Origin of the sequence: Collinsella sp. AM18-10 (assembly GCF_003471585.1) — a bacterium.
In the GTDB taxonomy this organism is placed as follows: domain Bacteria; phylum Actinomycetota; class Coriobacteriia; order Coriobacteriales; family Coriobacteriaceae; genus Collinsella.
Genome location: NZ_QRJO01000002.1, coordinates 93659 through 114756, shown reverse-complemented (window position 1 = coordinate 114756; position 21098 = coordinate 93659). Strand labels below are relative to the sequence as shown.

General features: G+C 63.6%; 13 protein-coding genes and 2 tRNA genes. All 15 read right to left on the bottom strand.

Translation table 11 applies throughout. From position 1 onward, the window contains the following. Positions 1-112: 112 nt before the first annotated feature. Positions 113-1456 (bottom strand): folylpolyglutamate synthase/dihydrofolate synthase family protein, encoded by a 1344-nt coding sequence (locus tag DW211_RS02530; RefSeq protein ID WP_118259034.1) that lies wholly within the window; start codon positions 1454-1456, stop codon positions 113-115. Between the two features lie 280 nt (positions 1457-1736). Beyond that, on the bottom strand, positions 1737-4433 hold the full coding sequence (locus DW211_RS02525; RefSeq protein WP_118259032.1) for a valine--tRNA ligase: 2697 nt from the start codon (positions 4431-4433) through the stop codon (positions 1737-1739). A gap of 287 nt (positions 4434-4720) precedes the next feature. Beyond that, on the bottom strand, positions 4721-6127 hold the full coding sequence (gene clpX / locus DW211_RS02520) for an ATP-dependent Clp protease ATP-binding subunit ClpX (RefSeq protein WP_118259031.1): 1407 nt from the start codon (positions 6125-6127) through the stop codon (positions 4721-4723). Between the two features lies 1 nt (position 6128). Next, on the bottom strand, positions 6129-6749 hold the full coding sequence (locus tag DW211_RS02515; protein WP_022095182.1) for an ATP-dependent Clp protease proteolytic subunit: 621 nt from the start codon (positions 6747-6749) through the stop codon (positions 6129-6131). A gap of 163 nt (positions 6750-6912) precedes the next feature. After that, a complete protein-coding gene (gene tig, locus DW211_RS02510) occupies positions 6913-8214 on the bottom strand; it encodes a trigger factor (protein ID WP_233540923.1) in 1302 nt (433 codons plus the stop codon). An 88-nt stretch (positions 8215-8302) separates the two neighbouring features. Next, positions 8303-8386, bottom strand: a tRNA-Leu gene (locus DW211_RS02505). 140 nt (positions 8387-8526) lie between these two features. Continuing rightward, positions 8527-11358, bottom strand: coding sequence for a molybdopterin cofactor-binding domain-containing protein (locus DW211_RS02500; RefSeq protein ID WP_118259027.1), 2832 nt, complete (start codon positions 11356-11358; stop codon positions 8527-8529). Then, entirely contained in the window at positions 11358-12260 is a 903-nt protein-coding gene (locus tag DW211_RS02495) for a xanthine dehydrogenase family protein subunit M (protein ID WP_199576654.1), read from the bottom strand. The genes DW211_RS02500 and DW211_RS02495 overlap by 1 nt, the downstream gene beginning before the upstream one ends. A 134-nt stretch (positions 12261-12394) precedes the next feature. Further along, positions 12395-13750, bottom strand: coding sequence for an NADP-specific glutamate dehydrogenase (gene gdhA / locus DW211_RS02490; protein ID WP_118259023.1), 1356 nt, complete (start codon positions 13748-13750; stop codon positions 12395-12397). A gap of 257 nt (positions 13751-14007) precedes the next feature. Then, a complete protein-coding gene (locus tag DW211_RS02485; protein ID WP_158568468.1) occupies positions 14008-14403 on the bottom strand; it encodes a DUF3343 domain-containing protein in 396 nt (131 codons plus the stop codon). 15 nt (positions 14404-14418) lie between these two features. After that, positions 14419-15051, bottom strand: a complete 633-nt coding sequence (locus tag DW211_RS02480) for a molybdenum cofactor guanylyltransferase (protein WP_158551528.1) — start codon at positions 15049-15051, stop codon at positions 14419-14421. Between the two features lie 154 nt (positions 15052-15205). Continuing rightward, positions 15206-15302 (bottom strand) — tRNA-Sec (locus DW211_RS10095). Between the two features lie 149 nt (positions 15303-15451). After that, entirely contained in the window at positions 15452-17419 is a 1968-nt protein-coding gene (gene selB, locus DW211_RS02475; protein WP_158568467.1) for a selenocysteine-specific translation elongation factor, read from the bottom strand. Further along, a complete protein-coding gene (selA, locus tag DW211_RS02470; protein ID WP_199569895.1) occupies positions 17419-18873 on the bottom strand; it encodes an L-seryl-tRNA(Sec) selenium transferase in 1455 nt (484 codons plus the stop codon). The genes selB and selA overlap by 1 nt, the downstream gene beginning before the upstream one ends. A gap of 52 nt (positions 18874-18925) precedes the next feature. After that, positions 18926-21043: a molybdopterin-dependent oxidoreductase gene (locus tag DW211_RS02465; RefSeq protein ID WP_158568466.1), complete on the bottom strand. Its 2118-nt coding sequence runs from the start codon at positions 21041-21043 to the stop codon at positions 18926-18928. Between the last annotated feature and the right edge of the window lie 55 nt (positions 21044-21098).

Genomic DNA, 21098 nt, shown 5'->3' with positions numbered 1-21098 from the left:
AAAAAGCCCCGTCCCAAATTGACTGCTTTTGAGTTGCGGTGATATACGGACTGTTTGAGGCTTCTGGCTTGTAAAACAGTCCGTATTTCACCGCAACTGATGTGGGGGTGGGTTAACGGAGCAGGCCGGATACTTCGCCGGCTAGGGTGATGGTGCCGGCTGCTACGAAGGGCTCGCCCGCAGCATCGAAGGCGACAAGGGCATCGGACACGCTCGGGTATACGCCAGCGAGCTTATCAGCATCAACGAGGGCGGCGAGCTCCTCTGCCGGTAGGGCGCGATCGGAATCGGTCTGGGTCACGACCACGCGGGGGAACGCCGGAACCAGAACGTCAACGATACCCGCAACGTCCTTATCGGCCAGCGCGGCACACAGCAGCGTGGGGCGATTTTCTACACACGGATCGATCTCGCTCAGCGCGCTCACAAAGTTCTCGCAGCTCTGGGGGTTATGACAGGCGTCAATCAACTTGAGCGGATCGGTTCCCAGCACATCAAAGCGACCCGGTGTGGGGCAACCAATAAGCGACGCATCAAGCGCATCGTGGTCGAGCTCGCGACCCAAATACCCCTCGCAGAGCATAATCGCGCACGCAGCATTCTGCGGCTGGTAGGCCGGCTTGACCATGCTCGTCGTATAGATCGCACGCGGCGTGGTGCAGCTGAACTCCACCGTGTCGCCCACATGCGCCGGCACCTTAGTCGTTGCGTGGCTCACCACGAGCGGCACGATGCCGCACGCGCGGCAACGGGCATCCATCACGCGCTGAACGCTCGCCTCGTGCGTGCCCTCGCCCAAAACAACCAAGCGCCCGGGTTTAATAACCGCAGCCTTCTCCCCCGCAATGGCCTCGAGCGTATCGCCCAGGACCTTCGTATGGTCAAGTCCAATGCCCGTAATGGCGACGGCCACGGGATCGGTCGCACTTGTGGCGTCCCAACGCCCGCCCATGCCAACCTCGAGCACGGCAACATCCACCGCAGCCTCGGCAAACACTACCAGCGCGGCAGCCGTCAGCAGGTCAAACGGCGTGATGGTATAGGCGCGCTCCCCCGCCGCCACACGACGGGCATTCACACGATGCCCCGCCTCGACAGCGGCAGAAACGCCACGGGCAAAGGCGTCATCGCTCACGACACATCCATCGACCTCCATGCGCTCGGGATAGCGAACAAGCTGGGGCGACGTATACAGTGCGGTTTTAAGCCCCTCGCCGCGAAGGATAGCAGCCGAAAAACGCGTGGTCGAAGTCTTGCCATTGGTACCGGCAACCTGAATGCAATCGAAATACTCATCCGGACGCCCCAACTCATCGAGCATATCGACAACCGTCTCAAGCAGAGGACCAGCATCCCCAGAAATCCGCCCCGTATCGGCAGCCAAAGCAACGGCCTCACCAAACGAAAGCAACTCAAACGAGAAAGGAACGACATACGACCCAGAACGCTTAGCCATAACCCAAAGTCCCCCATAACAGAAAAAGAGGCCCACCAAAATGAATGAGCCCCTCACGTTGACAATATCAGCCTTTACCCGATTGCAGCAAGATCAAGGCCACAACCCAGTGGCCCTAACACGCCAGATGCAAACAACCACGTAAACGAACTAGGAGCGGCCCGATGCTTTGCTCGCCGCAAGTTCCGCACGCAAAGGGCAGCACTTAATGTGCTGTCCGTCTTGCGCAGGACTGTCCGCAGCGGAGAGCAAAGCATCGGGACGCGCCCCCGAGTAAACCTTACGAGAAGTCAGCAACCTGAGCAGTCAGCGCCGCCAGGATCTCCTTGAGCTCAGCTGCACGGTCCCTCTTCTTCTGGACCACCGCGGGCGCGGCCTTGGCCACAAAGCCCTCGTTGGCAAGCGTCTTCTCGCAGCCGGCGAGCTCCTTCTGCGCGGCGGCAATCTCCTTCTCCAGGCGCGCCTTCTCGGCCGAAAGATCAACCTTGCCCTCGAGCACCACAAAGACCTCGACACCGCTATCGACCACGGCGATGCTTGCGGCCGGCTTCTCGACATCGGTACCCATAACCAGCGAGGCAGTATTTGCCAGCGGCTCGATGGTCGAACGCAGGCTCTCGAGCTTCTCGATGTCCTCGACACCGGCGCGCACGACCACGTCGAGCTCGGCCTTGGGGCTCAAGCGATAACGCGAACGCGTGGCGCGGGCGGCAGACACGACGGTACGGCACAGCTCAAATGCGCGCTCGGCGTCCTCGTCAACATACTTGGCGTAGTCGGCGGGCTCGGGCCACTTGGCGATCATGAGCGCCTCGGCGCGGTTCACGTTGCCCTCGGCGTCCAGGTCGAGCACGCTCGCCGGCATGTTGTCCCAGATCTCCTCAGTGACAAACGGCATAAGCGGGTGCATCAGGCGAATGGAGGTGTCGAGCACAAAGATCAGGTTGCGCTGGGCCTGCAGACGGCCCTCGCCCTTCAGGCGGGCCTTGGTGACCTCGACGTACCAGTCGCAGACCTCGTTCCAGAAGAACTGCTGCACGCCGCGGGCCATGTCGCCAAAGGTGTAGTTCTCGATACCCTCGGTGACCATCTTGACGGCCTTGGCAAGGCGGCTGAACATCCAGGCGTCGGCCGGCGTCTCCACGACGGGCTCGCCGGGCGTGTAGCCCTCCATGTTCATGAGCAGGAAGCGGCTGGCGTTCCAGATCTTGGTCACAAACGACTTGGCCTGCTCGGTGCGCGGGCTGTCGATGAGCTTCTTGGTCTTCTTGTCGATGTTCGCGTCGAACTTGACGTCCTGGTTGTTGGTGCACAGCGTGAGCAAGTTGTAGCGCATGGCGTCGGCGCCGTACATGCCAATGAGGTCCATGGGGTCAACGCCGTTGCCCTTGGACTTGGACATGCGGCTGCCGTCCTTGGCCAGAATCGTCGGGTAGATGACGACGTCCTTAAACGGCACCTCATCAAGGAAGTACAGCGAGCTCATGACCATGCGGGCGACCCACAGCGCGATGATGTCGCGCGCGGTGACGAGCGCCGTCGTGGGATGATGGCCCTCGAGCAGCTCCGGCTTTTGCGGCCAGCCCTGCGTGGCGAAGGTCCACAGCTGCGAGCTGAACCAGGTGTCCAGCACGTTCTCGTCCTGATGCACGTGATGGCCGCCGCACTTGGGGCACACATCGGTGTCCTCGGTAAGGGCATCCTCCCAGCCGCAGTCCTCGCAGTAGAACACGGGGATGCGATGACCCCACCACAGCTGGCGGCTGATGCACCAATCCTTGAGGTTCTCCATCCAGGTGGTGTAGGTCTGCGTCCAGCGGGCGGGGTGGAAGGTGACCTTGCCGGAGTTGACGGCATCGAGCGCCGGCCCCTTGAGCTTGTCGACGGCGACGAACCACTGCTCGGACAGCCACGGCTCCAGGGCGGCGTCGCAGCGGTAGCAGTGCATGACGGAGTGGTCGAGGTCCTCGACGTGGTCGAGCAGGTCGTGCTCCTCAAACCACTTGATGACGGCCTCGCGGCACTCGTCGCGGTTCATGCCGGTGAACTCGCCGTAGCCCTCGACGACCACTGCGTGCTCATCGAAGATATTGATCTGCGGCAGGTCGTGGGCCTGGCCCATGGCGTAATCGTTGGGGTCGTGGGCCGGGGTGACCTTAACGAAGCCGGAGCCAAAGTTGGCGTCGACATGCCAATCCTCAAAGATGGGGATCTCGCGGTCGACGATGGGGAGCTTGACGGTCTTACCCACGAAGGCGGCCTTCTCGGGATCCTTCGGGGAGACAGCAACGCCCGTGTCGCCGAGCATGGTCTCGGGGCGCGTAGTGGCGACGACGATGTAGTCCTGGCCGTTAACAGGCTCGGTCAGCGGGTAGCGCAGATGCCACAGATGGCCCTTCTCGTCCTTATACTCGGCCTCGTCGTCCGAGATGGCGGTGGTGCAGTTGGGGCACCAGTTGACGATGCGCTTGCCACGGTAGATCAGGCCGTCGTGGTACCAGTCACAGAAGACCTTACGCACGGCCTGGGCGTAATCCTCGTCCATGGTGAAGCGCTCGTTGTCGAAGTCGACGGAGCAGCCCATACGCTTGATCTGCTCGACGATGATGCCGCCGTACTCGTGGGTCCAGTCCCAGCAGGCGTCGACGAACTTGTCGCGACCGATCTCCAGGCGGCTGATGCCCTCGCTCTTGAGCTTCTTGTCGACCTTGGTCTGCGTGGCGATACCGGCGTGATCGGTGCCCAGCACCCAGCGCGTGGACTTGCCGCGCATGCGGGCCATACGGACGATGGCGTCCTGGATGGAGTCGTCGGTGGCGTGACCCATGTGGAGCTTGCCGGTCACGTTGGGAGGCGGAATGGTGACGGTGCAGTCGCCCACGCCCTCACGGCGCTTATAGTAGCCGCCGTCGAGCCACTTCTGCAGGATCGCCGGCTCGTTGGTCGACGGATCGTAGTTCTTGGGCATTTCTTCCATATATCTCTCCCTGTCCCGCCGGGGAGGAATGTAGGCCCGATTTTCGCTCGGTCAGGTCCTGGGCTCGCTCGAAGACCACATTAAGTGGTCTTCGGCTCGTACGGAATCTACGAAAATCGGGCCTACATTCCTCCCCTTAGGTATCGATTACTTCAGTCTGATATGACTTAGCTGAGACTTAAACAAACACACAGAATAACACAGGTAGTTGGGGTTATTGCGTATATATAAAATAGCCTCCGACCGCGGGTGGCCGGAGGCTATCGACAAAAACGTTTTGGCAGGTTTTAGCCGTAGATGCGCTGGGGCTGTTCTTCGCCCTTTACGGAGGCTTCGGTCACGATGACCTTGGCGACGCCCTCCTCGCTGGGCAGGTCGAACATCGTCTGCTGCAGCACGTCCTCGCAGATGGCGCGCAGGCCACGGGCGCCGGTCTTGCGGGCAAGCGCCATGCGGGCGATCTCGTGCAGGGCGGCGTCCTCAAACTCAAGCTCAACGTCCTCGAGCTGGAACATCTTACGGTACTGGCGCACCACGGCGTTCTTGGGCTCGGTCAGGATCGACACCAGGTCGTCCTCGTCGAGCGCCTGCGTCTGGGTGACGACAGGCGTACGTCCCACAAACTCGGGGATCATGCCAAAGGCGTTGAGGTCCTGCGGGAGCACCTGACGCAGCAGGTCGTTCTCGTCGACCGAAGTGGGGCCGGCGATCTCGGAGTTAAAGCCCACGCCCTTGTTGCCAACACGGTCGGCGATGATCTTATCCAGGCCCACAAAGGCACCGCCGCAGATGAACAGGATGTTGGTCGTGTCGATCTGCAGCAGCTCCTGCTGGGGATGCTTGCGGCCGCCGGTGGGCGGAACGCTTGCCACCGTGCCCTCAAGGATCTTAAGCAGCGCCTGCTGAACGCCCTCGCCCGAAACATCGCGGGTGATGGACAGGTTCTCGGCCTTGCGGGCGATCTTGTCGATCTCGTCCACGTAGATAATGCCCACCTGTGCGCGCTCGATATCACCGTCGGCGGCGTTGATGAGCTTGAGCAGGATGTTCTCCACGTCCTCGCCAACGTAACCGGCCTCGGTGAGCGCGGTAGCATCGGCAATGGCAAACGGCACCTCGAGGATGCGCGCGAGCGTCTGGGCCAACAAGGTCTTGCCGGTACCGGTGGGACCGAGCAGCAGGATGTTGGACTTGGCAAGCTCTACCTCGTCCATATCGTCGTCAAACTGCGAGCCCATGCCGCCGTCAAAGGCAGACACCGCGGCGCCACCCTCGATCACGCGGCGATAGTGGTTGTACACGGCCACCGACATGGCGCGCTTGGCGTCCTCCTGACCCATAACATAGGCCGAAAGCTCGTCATAGATCTCGTGCGGCGTCGGCACGTGCGTAATGACCTGGCGGTCGTCCTCGAGCTCAAAGCCCTCGGTCTCGGGGTCCACGGCGGGCTGGGATGCAGCCTGGCCGTGGTCGTTGAGGAAGCCTGGCAGCTTGCCGTTGCGGGCAGCGTCCATAAAGTCCGAAGCAAGCGACTCCTCAAGGATCTCGGAGCAGGCGGCGACGCACTCGTCGCAGATAAAGATGTTGGTCGGGCCCTTTACGAGACGACGGACCTGGCCCTGCTCTTTTCCGCAAAAGGAGCAGCGGATGGGGTTGCCGTTCTCGTCAAAGTTGTCCTGCATGTTACCTGCCATCCTAGGCGTCCTTCGCGGCGAGGTCGCGCGAGGTGACGATACGGTCGATCAAGCCGTAGTCGAGGGCCTCGGCAGCGGTCAGGTAGTTGTCGCGCTCGGTATCGGCCTGGACCTTCTCGATGGGCTGGCCCGACGCGTCGGACAGGATCTGGTTGAGCTCGCGGCGGGTCTTCTTGATCTCCTCGGCAACGATCTCGATCTCGGTCTGCTGGCCCTGGGCACCGCCGCTGGGCTGGTGAATCATGACTTTGGAGTGCGGCAGGCAGAAGCGCTTGCCCTTAGCGCCGGCCGAAAGCAGCACGGCGGCCATGGACGCGGCCATACCGACGCAGATGGTGGAGACCTGCGGCTTGATGAAGTTCATGGTGTCAAGAATCGCCAGGCCAGAGTAAACCTCGCCACCGGGCGAATTGATGTAGAGCGAGATATCCTTCTCGGCATCCTGGCTCTCAAGATGCAGCAACTGGGCAACGACCAGGTTGGCGCTGACGGAGTTAATCTCCTCGCCCAAGAAGATGATGCGGTCGTTGAGCAGGCGCGAATAGATATCGTAGCTGCGCTCGCCGCGCGGCGTCTGCTCGATAACGTATGGCACGAGGGCGGAATCGAACTTAGCGATCATACGCATCTCCATTTCTCTCTTGCGGACCAAATTGGTTCTAGATAAACGTACGGTGCCCGCATGCTATGCATTGGCTGGCACCGTACGAAACAACCGGATAACCGGCTATTAACTTTACCCCATCACGGGCACATACATGCGCTCGCGGGCAAGGTGGCGAGAATTACTCGGCGTCCTTGGCGGTCTCATCGACCTCGGTCACCTTGGCGTTCTCGACCAGGTGGTCGACGGCCTTGGAGCGGCGGATGGACTCGCGAACGGCAGGCATGCGGCCATCGGCGATGAACTCGGCCTTAGAAGCCTCGACGTCCTTGACGCCGGCCTTCTCGAACTCGGCGTTGATGTCGTCCTCGGTGACCTCGATCTTGAGCTCACGGGCGAGAGCGTCGAGCGCCAGGGACTCACGGGCAACGTCGTTGGCCTGCTTGTGCAGGTCGCCGATGAACTGCTCCATGGTCAGGCCGGAAGCGGGCAGCCAGGTGTCCAGCGTCATGCCGCGAGCAGCGAGGTTGGACAGGAAGTTCTGGCCAAGCTCCTCAAAGACGGACTGCTCGTAGTCGGCATCCATCTCGTCGAGCTGCAGGCGCTCGGCGAGAGCGGAGACGCAACGGTTCTCCTTCTCGGCCGGGAGGCGGGAAGCCTTGTCCTGCTCGATCTCGATCTTGATGGCGTCGCGCATGGCCTCGATGCTATCGAAGCCAAAGTCGGACTTGACGAGCTCGTCGGTGAGCTCGGGGGTGTTGCGGACCTTGATGCCCTTGACGGTGACCTCGACGGTGTGGGTCTCGGCCTCCTCGCCCTCCTCGACCTCGTCGGTCCAGGTGACGGTCTTGACGTCGTCAACGTTAGCGCCGATCAGGGCCTCGTTGAACTCCTTGGGGTTGCTGTCGCTACCGGCGATGAGCATGCGGCCCTCAGCAGCGAAGTTGTCGGCGTTCTCGACGGCCTTGAGGTCGACGGTGACGTAGTCCTCGGCCTCGACGGCGCGACCCTCAACGTCCTCGAAGGTGGCACGGTAGTTGAGGAGCATCTCGACCTGGTTGTTGATCTCGGACTCGGTGACCTCCGCAGGGGGCATCTCGATCTCGACAGCGTCGAAGGAGGAGAGCTCAGCGGCGGGACGCAAGGAGAACTCGACGGTGTAGGTGTAGTCCTCGTGATCCTTAGCGAGGTCGAGGTCCTTGTAGTCACCGTTCTTGGTGGGGACGATGTCCAGCTCGTTGAGGACGGCGGGCTCGTTGGCGGCGATCAGGTCGTTGGTGGCTTGAGCGAGGGTAGCCTCGGCACCAAGAGCAGAGTCGATAACCGGACGGGGAGCCTTACCGGCGCGGAAGCCCGGGAAGCGGTACTTCTTGGCGGTGTCCTTGTAAGCCTTCTTGATCGCGGCGTCGACGTCGGCGGCCGGGATCTTGACCGTAGCGGTGAGCTTGGCGTCCTTGACGTCAGAAGCGGTGATGTTCAACACGTTCCTCCTCATACTGCCCAGCTTATCTGAGGTGCTGGTACCTTTATGCAACAAAGAGTCGCGACGGCCAGGGCCGACGCAGATGCGTTGGTGCGGGCGAAAGGACTCGAACCTTCACGGGAATCCCACCAGAACCTAAATCTGGCGCGTCTACCAATTCCGCCACGCCCGCATGAGCGCACAGACTAGGAATGATAGCAGATACGAACGACTAGCGCACGCACACGTTTTACAGGCTCACGACCTCACCACGAGTGCGAAAGGCGGAACGAGTTGCCCCGTCCCGCCAATTACGACTTGTTCGCTGACCCGCTACTCCCCCAGCAGCGCTTTCTCCGGCGTGATCGGCAGCGAGCGAACTTGGTGGCCGGTGGCGTGTGCGACGGCCGAGGCCACGGCGGCGAGCGGCGTGTTGATGACGACCTCGCCGATCGACTTGGCGCCAAACGGACCCGTCGGCTCGTAGCTCGGCTCAAAGGCCACGCGAATGCTGCCGATATCCAGACGCGTGGGCAGCCTGTAGCTCATAAAGTTGCCGGTGCGCAGGCGGCCGCGATCGTCATGCTCAACAATCTCGTAGAGCGCGTGGCCGATACCCTGGGCAATGCCGCCCTCGGCCTGGACGCGCGCGAGCGCCTCGTTGATCACGGTACCGCAGTCGACGGCAGCCGCGTAGTCCACAACAGTCACCTTGCCGGTGGCCTTGTCGACCTCGACCTCGGCAATGCCGGCCATAAACGGCGGAGGCGAAACGGGCAGGCAGGCAGAGGCATGCGAGGTCAGCGCGTCGCCGCCCGCGATGTTCTTGACGCACAGGTTGGCAAAGTCGCGCAGCGTGAGGTAGCGGTTCTGCTCGCGCGCGGCACGCTCGTCGGACAGGCGCACGTACTGGCCGTCGAAGACCACGTCGGCGGCGTCCACGTCCCACATCTGGGCGGCCTTGGCGCAAATCTTCTGGCGCAGCTCGGTCGCGGCGTTCTTGGCTGCCAGGCCCGTCACGTACGTACCCGAGCTCGCGTACGAGCCGGCGTCGAACGGCGACACGTCGGTGTCCACGCCGCGCACCACGATCAGCGAGCTCTCCACGCCCAGCTCCTCGGCGGCAATCTGCGCCAGGATCGTGTCGACGCCCATACCGTTATCGGTGGCGCCGGTGCCGATGGTAATGAAGCCGTCCTCTTCCAGGCGCATGTCGATGCCGGCGATGTCCACGTTGGAGATGCCCGAGCCCTGCATGGTGAGCGCGCAGCCCAGGGCGCGCACGCGGTCGCCCAGGTCGACGGCCAGCGGCTTGTCGCGCCAACCGATCATGTCCATCGCGCGCAGCAGGCAGCGGTCGAGCGCACAGGCGTTGAGCTTTTCGTTGTAGTACTGCGGCATGACCTCACCCTCGCGCACGATGTTCTTAAGGCGCAGGTCGGCGGGGTCCATGTGCAGCATGTCGGCGAGCTCGTTGACGGCGCTCTCCACGGCAAACTGGCCCTGGGTGGCACCGTAGCCGCGATACGCGCCGCCGCGGTTGGTGTTGGTGTAGACGGCGTCCCACCTAAAGCGGCTCGCCTTCACATGGTTGTAGATCGGCAGGCTCTTGTGGCCCGAAAGGCCGATCGTCGTGGTGGCGTGCTCGCCGTACGCGCCGGCGTTGGAAAGCGTATGCAGGTCGATGGCCGTGATGGTGCCGTCGTTCATGGCGCCCAGCTTAACGGTCATCTGCATCTGGTGGCGCGAGTTGCCCGCAGTGATGGTCTCCTCGCGGGTGTAGCAGCAATAGCTCGGACGGCCGGTCTGCTGGGTGACGAACGCCACGAAGATCTCGCAGCAGCCCGTCTGCTTGGAGCCAAAGCCGCCGCCGATGCGCGGCTTAATGACCTGCACCTGCGACTGCGGAATGTCGAGCGACTGCGCGACCATGCGGCGCACGTGGAAGGGCACCTGCGTGGAGGTGGTCACCGAAATGCGCCCGAACGCATCGGTCGTCGCAAAGGCGCGGAAGGTCTCCATGGGCGCGGTCTGCGTGGCCTGGCTGGTGTAGGTGCGCTCAAAGACGATGTCGCTCTGGGCAAAGGCCTCGTCCAGATCGCCATAATCGCTGGTACCGCTGCACACCAGGTTGCGCGGAACATCGCCGCCCTGCGGGAACATAAAGGTCACGTCGCCCTCGGGGTGGACCACGATGTCGTTATCGAGCGCCTGGGTAAAGTCGAGCAGAGGCTCGAGCACCTCGTAGTCGACCTTGATGAGCTTGAGCGCCTTATCGGCGGCCTCCTCGGTCTCGGCGGCGACGATCGCCACCTCTTCGTTTTGATAACGGACGAGGTTCTCGAGAATCAGACGGTCGTAGGGACTCGGCTGCGGATAGCTCTGACCGGCGATGGTAAAGCGGCGCTTGGGCACGTTCTCGTAGGTGTAGACGCCCACCACGCCGGGCACCTTCAGAGCGCGCGACGTATCGATGGAGCGAATCTTGGCGCGCGCATACGGGCTGCGCTTGAGTTTGACGATGAGCGCGCCGGCGGGCACCAGGTCGCCCGTGTAGACGGGACGGCCCTCGAGCAAAGCCTTCGAGTCCTTCTTGGGCTGTTTGTGGGTGATCTGCTTGTAGGAGACGCCGCCGGAGCTCGTGTCGTTGACCGGCAACGCAGGCATCTCAAAGCCCACCTGCACGCCGGACTCGTTCAGGAAGCGGACGATGGCACGCAGCTGGCTCTCGTAGCCGCTGCAGCGGCAGAGGTTGCCTGCGAGCTGGCGAGAGAGCTCCTCGCGCGTGGCGACGAGACTCGGGTCCTCCTTGGCGGCGCGGGCGAGCGCAAGCACGTTCATGATGAGGCCGGGGGCGCAAAAACCGCACTGCTCGGCACCTTCGGCAGCCATGGCGCGAGCGAGCGCCTCGGACTCGGCCTTGAGACCCTCGAGCGTGGTGACGGAGCGGCCCTCGACGCGCGCGGCGGGAACCGAGCAGCTCAGCACCGGGTCGCCGTCGAGCCACACCGTGCACAGACCGCAGTTGGTGGTCTCGCAGGCGCAGCGCACCGACGCGCAACCCTGCTCGCGCAGCAGCGCAAAGAGCATGGTGTCGGGGGCAATCTGAACCTTGACCTTGCGGCCGTTGAGCGTAAAGGAAAGATCGATGAGTTTGGCAGCCATTAGCGCACCTCGCTAGAATCGACGCCGGGCACGCGGCGGCAGGAATACTCGTCCGTGGCATATTTGGGGACCTGAACGGTCTCGAGCTCGCGGGCAAGCGCGGCCGAAAGCTCAATGCCGGCGGCGCGGCGCACGGCCTGGACGGCGAGCGGGGCCGAGATGCGGCGGCGGTAGTCGGCCGAGCCCCACATGTTGGTGCCATAGCTCAGCGCGCGCACGGACGCGGCCAGGGCGCGCAGCTCGTCCTCGGAAGGCTGCTCGTTCACCAGGCCGCATGCCTCGTCCCGCAGCAGGGTCGCGCGCAGCGGGCGGGCACCCACGGTGACATGCCAGCTGTTGTCCCACCAGGCGGCAGTGACGTTCAGCGAGGGGAAGTCGGTCGCGGCCTTGCGCACGGCCTCGTAGCTTGCACGGTAGTCGTGCTTAACGACCACGACGTGCTCGATCACGTCGCGCACATAGCCCATGTTCACAAACTCGGCAAGCGGCACGCGGCCGGCACCCGTCAGCTCGACGTACGAGTCGAGCGCCAAAAAGGCCGAGAGCACGTCCGAAAAACCAAAGCGGCCGTAGATGCTGCCGCCCACCGTGGCGGTGTTGCGCAGCTGCACGCCCACGATGTCATGGACGGCGAACTCGAATACGTTGTTGACGAGCGCGTTGAGCTCGGCATGGCGCTCGAGCTGGCGCAGGGTGCACATGGCACCGATGCGAAACTCGGTCTCGGTCTCCTCGATCTGATCGAGTCCGCAGGCCGAAAGGTCAATCGCCGTCGCCACACGACGCGAACCCAGACGCATCCAGATGCCGCCGCCCACAATCTTGTTGTTGCGGTTCTTCTGCAAGAGCTCATAGGCTTCGGCCGCGTTTCCAACACGGACGTAGGTACCGAACTTGAGCACGTTCTCCCCCATCTCTTCACTTGTCCAGTACCTCTAAGTGTACCAAACGAGGGCGCACGGCCTTCGCCACCATAGAAAAAGGCTCCCAACCGGAATGGCTGGGAGCCTCATCACATGCTATGTCGAGCGAAGATTTAGCAGACGCCCTGGGCGAGCATGGCGTCGGCGACCTTCAGGAAGCCGGCGATGTTGGCGCCCATGACAAAGTTGCCCTCCTGGCCATACTCCTTGGCGGTGTCGTCCACGTTGTGGAACATGCCGCGCATGAGCTGCTCGAGCTTGCCGTCGACCTCCTCAAAGGTCCAGGACAGGTGCTCGGCGTTCTGGCTCATCTCCAGGCCGGACACGAGCACGCCGCCGGCGTTGGCAGCCTTGCCGGGCATAAAGGCGACGCCGTTCTCCTGGAAGTAGTTCGTGGCCTCGATGGTCGTGGGCATGTTTGCGCCCTCGCCGACCACCTTGCAGCCGTTGGCGACGAGCGCCTGGGCGTCCTCGAGCAGCAGCGTGTTCTCGCGAGCGCAGGGCAGCGCGATATCGCAGGGCAGCTGCCACACGCCGCGGCCGTCGCCCTCGTGCCATACGGCGTTGGGCTTCTCGTCAACGTACATGGCGAGCGCGACGCCCTTGTCGTGGCCGGAGCGCTTCTTGTTGTAGACATGCTCGAGCACGGTGTAGTCGATGCCGTCGGGATCCTCGACCCAGCCATGGGTGTCGGAGCAGGCCAGCACTTTGCCGCCGAGCTGGGAGACCTTCTGGACCGCGTAGATAGCGACGTTACCGGAGCCGTGAACGACAACGTTCTTGCCCTCGAAGGACTCGCCGCGGCTCTTGAGGTACTCGTCCACAAAGTAGACCAGGCCGTAGCCGGTGGCCTCGGTACGGGCGAGCGAGCCGCCAAAGGAGAGGCCCTTGCCGGTGAGGACGCCGGTCCACTCGTTGGTCAGGCGCTTGTACTGACCGAACATGTAGGCAACCTCGCGGCCACCAACGCCCAGGTCGCCGGCGGGAACGTCGGTGTTGGGGCCGATGTGGCGATAGAGCTCGGTCATGAAGGACTGGCAGAAGTGCATGATCTCGTTGTTAGACTTGCCCTTGGGGTCAAAGTCGGAGCCGCCCTTGCCGCCGCCCATGGGAAGGGTGGTCAGGCTGTTCTTGAGGATCTGCTCCAGGCCCAGGAACTTGAGCATGCCCAGGGTGACCGTGGGGTTAAAGCGCAGGCCGCCCTTGTAGGGTCCAATGGCAGAGTTGAACTCGACGCGGTAACCGCGGTTGACCTGAACCTTGCCCTGGTCGTCGACCCACGGCACACGGAACATGACGATGCGCTCGGGCTCGACGAGGCGCTCCAGCAGGGCGGCCTCCTCGTACTCGGGGTGGGCGTCGAGCGCCGGCTGGATGGTGCCGAGGATCTCGGTCGCGGCCTGGATGAACTCAGGCTGCTCGGGATAGCGGGCCTTGAGCTCGTCGAGAACTTTCTGCGTGTAGCTCATGCTTCCTCCAATGATGGGAAACGAAAAATGTCGGTCGCGGCACCCTATGCACCGCGAACTTTATCGAGTATGGATAATATCGCACTGTTGCAGCAAAGTTTCGCATAAGCCGACGAGCAGATGTTTCGTTTTGATTACGATGCAGGTAGAAGCGTTTTTAAGCACCAGACGTGCAAAACCCGTGTTTCAAACCTGTTTCGTCTACGTGTTCCAAACCACCACATTGAGGGCAGGCACCTTTGTGGTGGTGCTGGCGGTTAGAGGACGAGCTGATGATAGTCGGCGGGGGTTATGCGGCCTTCGGTGGCAGCGCGGAAGGCGGCGAGCGCATCGCCCGAGAACGGCATGGCCCAGCACAGGCCGCAGCCGGCGGTGATGGAGCCGGGCAGCGGCATGATGCGCCCGGGCACACCGGCGGCAAGGCACAGCTGCTCGCATTCCATCACATCGAAGGTACTGTCGAACGATACGATGATCTTGCGCTCGCGATCGGGGGCATCACTGGACGGGCCTTCGAGGTGTGCCTCACGATACGCCGCGGCGGCCGCTTCCTCTTCCGCGGTATGTCCACAGCCACCGCAACCGCAGGTACAGGGTTCGGACCCGCCGCAAGTGCAAGGCTCTCCCGTGTCGGGGCAAATATCGTGAGACATGGCATCTCCCATCGTCTAGGCGAGTAACTCGGCCGCCGCAAACTCCTCGGGCGTATTGACGTTCTCGAAGCAGAGCGTCGAGCCCGCGGCCTTAACAATCTGCGGCTCATCCATATAACCAGCCTGAACGCGATTGATCAGGCAGCGAATGCGCTGGCGGTCGCAAGCAAGCAGCTCGTGGGCAACCGGCGCACACGCGTCACAGCGCCAGACGGCGCAAAGCGGCTCAATCCCCCGCTCCTCGCGCGGCACGCACACATCGAGCGCCTCGGCCTCAACACGATCGGCAAGCGCGCCGATCAGTTCCGGCGAGACAAACGGCATGTCGCAGGCGACGATCGCCACGAGCGGCAATCGGGCCGCGGCCAACGAGCTCGCGATGCCGCGCATGGCACCGGCGGGACCGTCGACGTCCATCACCACGCGGGGGCGCAGGCCATCAAACATAAGTTCCTCAAGATAGGCAAGCTCGCTGGGACGCGAAGTCGTCACGACCAACTCGCCGGCAACTGGCGCCAGCCGACCCAGCACGCGCTCGATGAGAGGCTCGCCGCAAAACGCCATGCGCGCCTTATCGCAGCCCATACGCGACGACAACCCGCCCGCCTGGACGACGCAAGAAAGATCGGCACGTCTTACGGTAGTCATACGGCAAACCACCTCCATCGGCATGCTCGAAACCCGGTGCACGAAGCTAAATACAGCCGCCGAAATAGCGACACTACGAAAAGCTCGCGCAAAAACAAAACAGCGCCTTTGCGGCACGCAGCAAGACCGCGAGCACAAAAGCGCTGGTAGCGTATGGCGGGAACGTATGTGAATCGAACACATCCAAGACGTTTTGCACGCCTCGCAACGGTTTTGAGGACCGCGGAGCCCACCGGAGCCCATCCGTTCCCAAGTGCGGGCGTATTTTACCAAACCGAACAGGCCCCATCCCATAAAGACGAGCAAGAAGTTGCGGTGGAATAGTTCCTGTTTTTGCTGCCAAAGCCCCCAACTAGGAACTATTTCACCGCAACTGAGGAGACGGGGGCGGGTGACCGGCCTAGCGTAGGGACCTCAGGCCGCCGGCGTCCTTGTCGAGCACCGTAAAACGTACGGCATCCAGGTGTTCCAAGATGCTGATGGCGCGTTTGCGCGACACACCAAGGGCCTCGCGCAGGGCGCTCGTGGTAGCAGCGCCACCGGCGTCGCCAATGGCAGAGGCGACAAGATCACGCGCATGGCCCTCGGCGGCAGCGGACAGGGCAACGTCGCGCTCGACCTTCACGATGGAACGGTTGAGCGAAAGCTCGCGCAGGGCACGCGTCATGGTGTCGCGATCGAGCTGCAGTTGCTCGCCCACCTCGGGCAACGTCGGTGCGTCGAGGCCGGCTTCGTCCAGCAAGGCAACGATACGTTCGCAGGCCTCGCGCACCACACGCGCCGCGGCGGCAGCGGAGTGCGGGTCGAATACCTCGGCGCCCTCGGCGGCACACACGCCACGCGAGCAGCCCTCGGCAATCAGAGCCGCGGCAACGCCTTCATCAGCAGTAGGCCACGCAGCATGGGCAACGGCGCCAGGCGTAAAGCCCGTCTCCTTGGGAGACGCCGCATGCATGGCTGACAGGGCCGCCGCCAGTGCATCCATCGCGGCGTCGAGCACCACGACGTCCGCCAAGAGGCCAGCATCACCCGCGTCAAGCTTGCGAACAGAGCCCTGCGACACCAACCCGCGCAGTGCGGCATCGACCTCGCCGGCACCAAGATCCAAACCCTCGGCAACATCAATCGCCGTAACCGGCAGCGTCTGCAACGCCAGCCAAGCGCCCACACCGCCCGCGATATCGCCGGCCTCAAGAGCCGCGTACAGCACGCGCTCCCCCTCAGCAAGCTCGCGCGAGCGACGGCAGCGCGAAAGCAGCACGCGCCCGCCGCCAATAAGCATCACGGGCGAATATGACAGCACCACGGCATGGTCCCCGGCACGTAGCGGCAGCGAGTCTTCCAAGCGCACCTGAACGATACGGGTCTCGCCCACCGCCATGGAGGCCTCGCCCTCCATGAACATGATGCGACCGACAACCTCGGACGTACCCGCCATCACGTGCACACGAGCACCCGACTCGAGCACACGCGGCTTGGCTCCCTCGCGACCCAAATACGTAAACGTCATCATAAAGCGCATCGTCTGGCCAAAGCGGCCCGCCACGCCGAGCATCTCACCGCGGTCAAGTGCCGCGACGCCGTCACCCACCAGGTTGAGCGCCACACGCTGACCGGGCAGCGCCCGCTGCGTATCGCCATGCACTTGGATCCCGCGCACGCGGCAGGTCGTGCGCGACGGCAGCGCAACGAGCTCATCGCTCACCGCAACCGGCGCATCGTGCAGCGTTCCCGTCACGACGGTGCCGACGCCCTTGATCGTAAAGCAGCGGTCGATGGGCAAGCGCGGCGCGGCATCGGTGCGCTCGGCACGGTCGCGGCAGGAATCCCAGCAAGCGGCAACCTGCTCGTCGAGCGTAGCCAGCAGGTCATCGATCCCCGCGCCAGTCTTGGACGACACGGGCACAATCGGCGCGTCCGCAAACACGGTACCCGACAAAAAGTCATCGACATCGAGCTCGGCAAGCTCGGTCATCTCGGCGTCGGCCAAGTCGCACATCGTCAGCGCCACCACCATATGCGTAACGCCCAGCAGCTCCAGCACATGCACGTGCTCGCGGGTCTGCGGCATCACGCCTTCGACGGCCGATACCACCAGCACAGCAACGTCGATGCCCGTGGCACCCTGCACCATGGCGCGCAGGTAATGCGCGTGGCCCGGCACGTCGACCAGGCCGACGATCTTGCCACTCGGCAGCGCCAACTCGCCAAAGCCAAGCTCAACGGTCATACCTCGACGGCGCTCAACCTCCAGGCGGTCGGGGTTTTTACCCGTCAGCGCCTCGATAAGCGCCGACTTACCGTGGTCGACATGGCCCGCCGTGCCAACGATAACGGGGCATTCCACCAACGCTTCGGCCTCACTCATCAGCGCACCGCCTTGGCAACGCATGCGGCAAGCGTCGACGCCGCCGTCTCGATATCGCGGTCGCCCACAAGCGTACGGACGTCAAACAAAATGCGATCGTGCGAGGTTCGCGTGACGACCGGCGTGTCGAAGTCCTGGACAAGCGAGCGCTTGAGCGCGTCGACCGTCAGGCGCTCGTCAACAAAGCGCACGGCAACGCACATCGTCGGCAGCTCAACGGTAGGCAGCGAACCGCCGCCGGGCGTCGAGGACTCCTCGACGATTTCCACCTGCACGGCACACGGGCAGCCAGCCTTATCGAGCCCGGCGACCATACGATCGCGCAGCTTGCGGGCACGTCGTTCCAAATGGGCCTGCGGCAGCGTGAGCATGCTGAGCACCGGAATATCGCGATGGGCCACGTCGGCGCCGTCCATGTAGATGCGAAGTGTGGCCTCGAGCGCCGTGAGCGCCAACTTGCCCGGACGCAGAGCGCGCATGAGCGGATGTGCGCCGCAGGCCTGGACCAGATCGCGACGGCCCATGATAATGCCCGCCTGTGCGGCACCGAGCAGCTTATCGCCCGAGCACGACACCACATCGAGCCCCGCCGAAACCGAAGCCGGCGTGGGTTCCTCGCCGCCGCGCACCAAGATGTCATCGGGCAGCAGCGCGCCCGAACCCTGGTCCTCGTAGAACAGCAGGCCATGCTTGTGAGCAAGCGCCGCAAGCTCCCGAGAACCCACCTCCTCGTGGAAACCCTCGATGCGATAGTTAGAAGGATGGACCTTAAGGATCATCGCCGTATCGGGCGTGATGGCACGCTCGTAGTCGACCAGATGCGTGCGGTTGGTGGCCCCGACCTCGACGAGCTTGGCACCCGAGGCCTCCATGACGTCGGGGATACGGAAGCTGCCGCCGATCTCAACAAGCTCGCCACGGCTGACTATGACCTCTTTGCCCGCGGCATGGGTTGCCAGCACCAGCAGCACCGCAGCGGCGTTGTTGTTGACCACGAGCGCGTCCTCGGCACCGGTGAGCGAGCGGATCAGTTGCGCGGCGTGCTCCTTGCGCGACCCGCGCGAACAGGTGTCGACGCTGTACTCGAGCGTGCTATACCCGCGCGCAACCTCGGCCACGGCCTTTGCCGCCGACTCCGCAAGCGGGGCACGGCCCAGATTGGTATGGATGACCACACCCGTGGCGTTGACGGCGGGACGCAGGCTCGGCAGCGCGGAGCGATGCGCACGCCACTCGATGGCCGAGGCCAGCTCGCGCTTGGAACGCGGGGCGGCACCGGCGCGAATCGCGGCGCGCTCCTCGTCGAGCTCGGCCGTCACGGCAGCATGGACCACCGCGTCGCAGGTCTCCCCCGCCGCCTTCACCACCGGCCACTCGGCAAGCAGCTCGTTGACGGAAGGAATGGCGCGCAGGCGGGCGCGCACCTCATCGGACATGTTCTGGCTATCGCTCATGTGCGGCCTTTCAAAAGAAACGTGGATCAGTCAAATACATCAGCTGAGTCAATTACTCGTCATTATCCCCGCGCGCCGCGATCTTTTCCACGCGAACGGCGTTTTCCTGGGTGAGCGCAGCACCCGTCAACGGGTCCCAACGTAACGGCGTATGGTCGAGCGGGCCCACGCCCAAGGCTTGAGCGCCACCGGCATCGGCACCAAACGAACGCCCGCCGGGGGCGGCCGACGTAAAGATGCACGCCGGATGCAGGTACGGCGTCGTCTCCACGCGCACGCGGTCGCGGCCCATATCGCTCACAAGCTCGACGACCTCGCCGTCGGCGATGCCCATGTGCGCGGCAGCATCGGCATTCATCTGCACGGCATCCAGGTCCGACCCAGCCTCGGCGGCACCTTGGGCTGCAAGCCTTCGCGAGGTATGCGACTCAAAGGGACGGTTGCCGCTAATGAGGCGAAACATCCCCGGGCCCGGCTCCACCATGGGGGCGATCCAGTTGGGTACACGACCCAGGCCAGCTCGTTCCCATACGTCGCTTGCCAGCGCAATTTTGCCGCCATCCAAGGGAATCGCCGGCTCGCCCGTACGCGACGGCAACGCAACACCCGTGTCGGCCCAGCCGCGCTCCTTGAGCTCGTCCAGATCGATCCCAAAAGGCGCCACCTGGGCAGCCGCCAGGTCGTCAGACGTAAACCGGAAGTACTCGCCAGCCCCACACGCCTGCGCCAGACCGGCAAAAATCTCCCGACCGGGACGTGTGTCGTCATGCTGCACAGGCAGCACGGCGTTGCGGTAGAACACCCGCGAATCGTTGGCACCCACGACTGTGCCCACACCGCGGTCGGCCTCCAAATACGTCACATCGGGCAGCACGAAGTCAGAAGCGCGCGCTGTCTCGGACCAGCGGATATCAATCGTCACGAGCAAGTCGAGCTGCTGCAAAATACCCAACCACGCTCCGGCGTTGCCATAGCCTGCCCCGGGATTGCTAGCATAGACGATGAGCCCACGCAAATCGCCGGCCAGTATCGACTGACCGATGGTCGTGCACAGGCCGCGCACCGGATCGACCAGTGGATAGCGCTCGGACCCCAGCTTGGGCCCGCGAGGCACCGGCGGCGTCGCAAAGCGCGCGGGATCGAGGTCGCCCAACACAAGCGGCGTGGGCGGATTGAACGCGCCGCCTACATGCCCGATGCAGCCCAGCAGCACATCGACCAAGCAGATAGCGCGCGCGGTCTGGGTGCTATTGGCATACGCGATACCGATGCCACCATGAAAGCCCGCATCCACCACAGCGGCAGGCGCGGCGGCAGCGAGATCGCGCGCCGTGGCGACAATCTCTGCGGCCGGCACGTCGCACATCGACTCGGCCCACTCGGGCGTCCAAGCACGGGCCGCCTGCGCCAGCTCGTCAAAGCCTATGGTATAGCGGGCAACAAACTCGTGATCGTACAGGCCCTCGGCAATCAAGACATGGGCAATACCCAACAGCAATGCCAAGTCGCAGCCAGGGCGCACGCGCAGCCAGCGGTCGGCAAGCGCGGCCGAGCCGCTGCGCCGGGGGTCAACCACGATGATCTTCGCCCCACGGCGACGGGCATCGTTGAGCGCATCAACGGCCCCCATCGTCGACGAATCGACAATGGAACGCCCCAAATACATGATGCAATCGGTATGCGCCAGGTCGGAGGCGGGGCTGTAACCCAGGCTGTGCTCCCAGCCGGTGAGACGGCTCACCTCGCAGGCACCGTCGGCACCATACACGTTGGGCGAGCCCAGCGCATGCATAAGGCGATACGCCCAGTAACGGTCGAACGAGGGCACGCCGAGCGTCATGCCCAGCGCACGCGGACCACACTCGTCAATAATCCCCCCAAGGCGCGCCGCAATCTGCGCGAACGCCTCGTCCCACGAAATCGCATCGAACCCCGAGCCATCAGCTCGCCGACGCATGGGGTGCACAATGCGGTCGCGCTCGTCAAACGGCATTGCCAGGCGATGCCGTCCGCGGGTGCACAGGGCACGCGCCGCGCACGGATGCCCCGGCACCGGTAACTCGGCCACCACGCGACCGTCCCCAACGCGTGCCGCAAAGGCGCAATCGGCATAGCATCCCCCGCATGTAGTCACCACGGCGCGACCGTCACGCTTCACAGCAGATGCCATCTCGATTACCCCTTTCATCAGCCAAACACAACAGGCCAAAAGCCCGGCAACGAGT

Bases quoted from the DNA above. Each gene is read 5' to 3' on its own strand.
- DW211_RS02500 (WP_118259027.1), bottom strand. From the start codon at position 11,358: ATGGCTGCCAAACTCATCGATCTTTCCTTTACGCTCAACGGCCGCAAG.
- DW211_RS02530 (WP_118259034.1), bottom strand. From the start codon at position 1,456: ATGGCTAAGCGTTCTGGGTCGTATGTCGTTCCTTTCTCGTTTGAGTTG.
- DW211_RS02485 (WP_158568468.1), bottom strand. From the start codon at position 14,403: ATGTCTCACGATATTTGCCCCGACACGGGAGAGCCTTGCACTTGCGGC.
- DW211_RS02515 (WP_022095182.1), bottom strand. From the start codon at position 6,749: ATGATCGCTAAGTTCGATTCCGCCCTCGTGCCATACGTTATCGAGCAG.
- DW211_RS02480 (WP_158551528.1), bottom strand. From the start codon at position 15,051: ATGACTACCGTAAGACGTGCCGATCTTTCTTGCGTCGTCCAGGCGGGC.
- DW211_RS02465 (WP_158568466.1), bottom strand. From the start codon at position 21,043: ATGGCATCTGCTGTGAAGCGTGACGGTCGCGCCGTGGTGACTACATGC.
- DW211_RS02525 (WP_118259032.1), bottom strand. From the start codon at position 4,433: ATGGAAGAAATGCCCAAGAACTACGATCCGTCGACCAACGAGCCGGCG.
- selA (WP_199569895.1), bottom strand. From the start codon at position 18,873: ATGAGCGATAGCCAGAACATGTCCGATGAGGTGCGCGCCCGCCTGCGC.
- clpX (WP_118259031.1), bottom strand. From the start codon at position 6,127: ATGGCAGGTAACATGCAGGACAACTTTGACGAGAACGGCAACCCCATC.
- selB (WP_158568467.1), bottom strand. From the start codon at position 17,419: ATGAGTGAGGCCGAAGCGTTGGTGGAATGCCCCGTTATCGTTGGCACG.
- gdhA (WP_118259023.1), bottom strand. From the start codon at position 13,750: ATGAGCTACACGCAGAAAGTTCTCGACGAGCTCAAGGCCCGCTATCCC.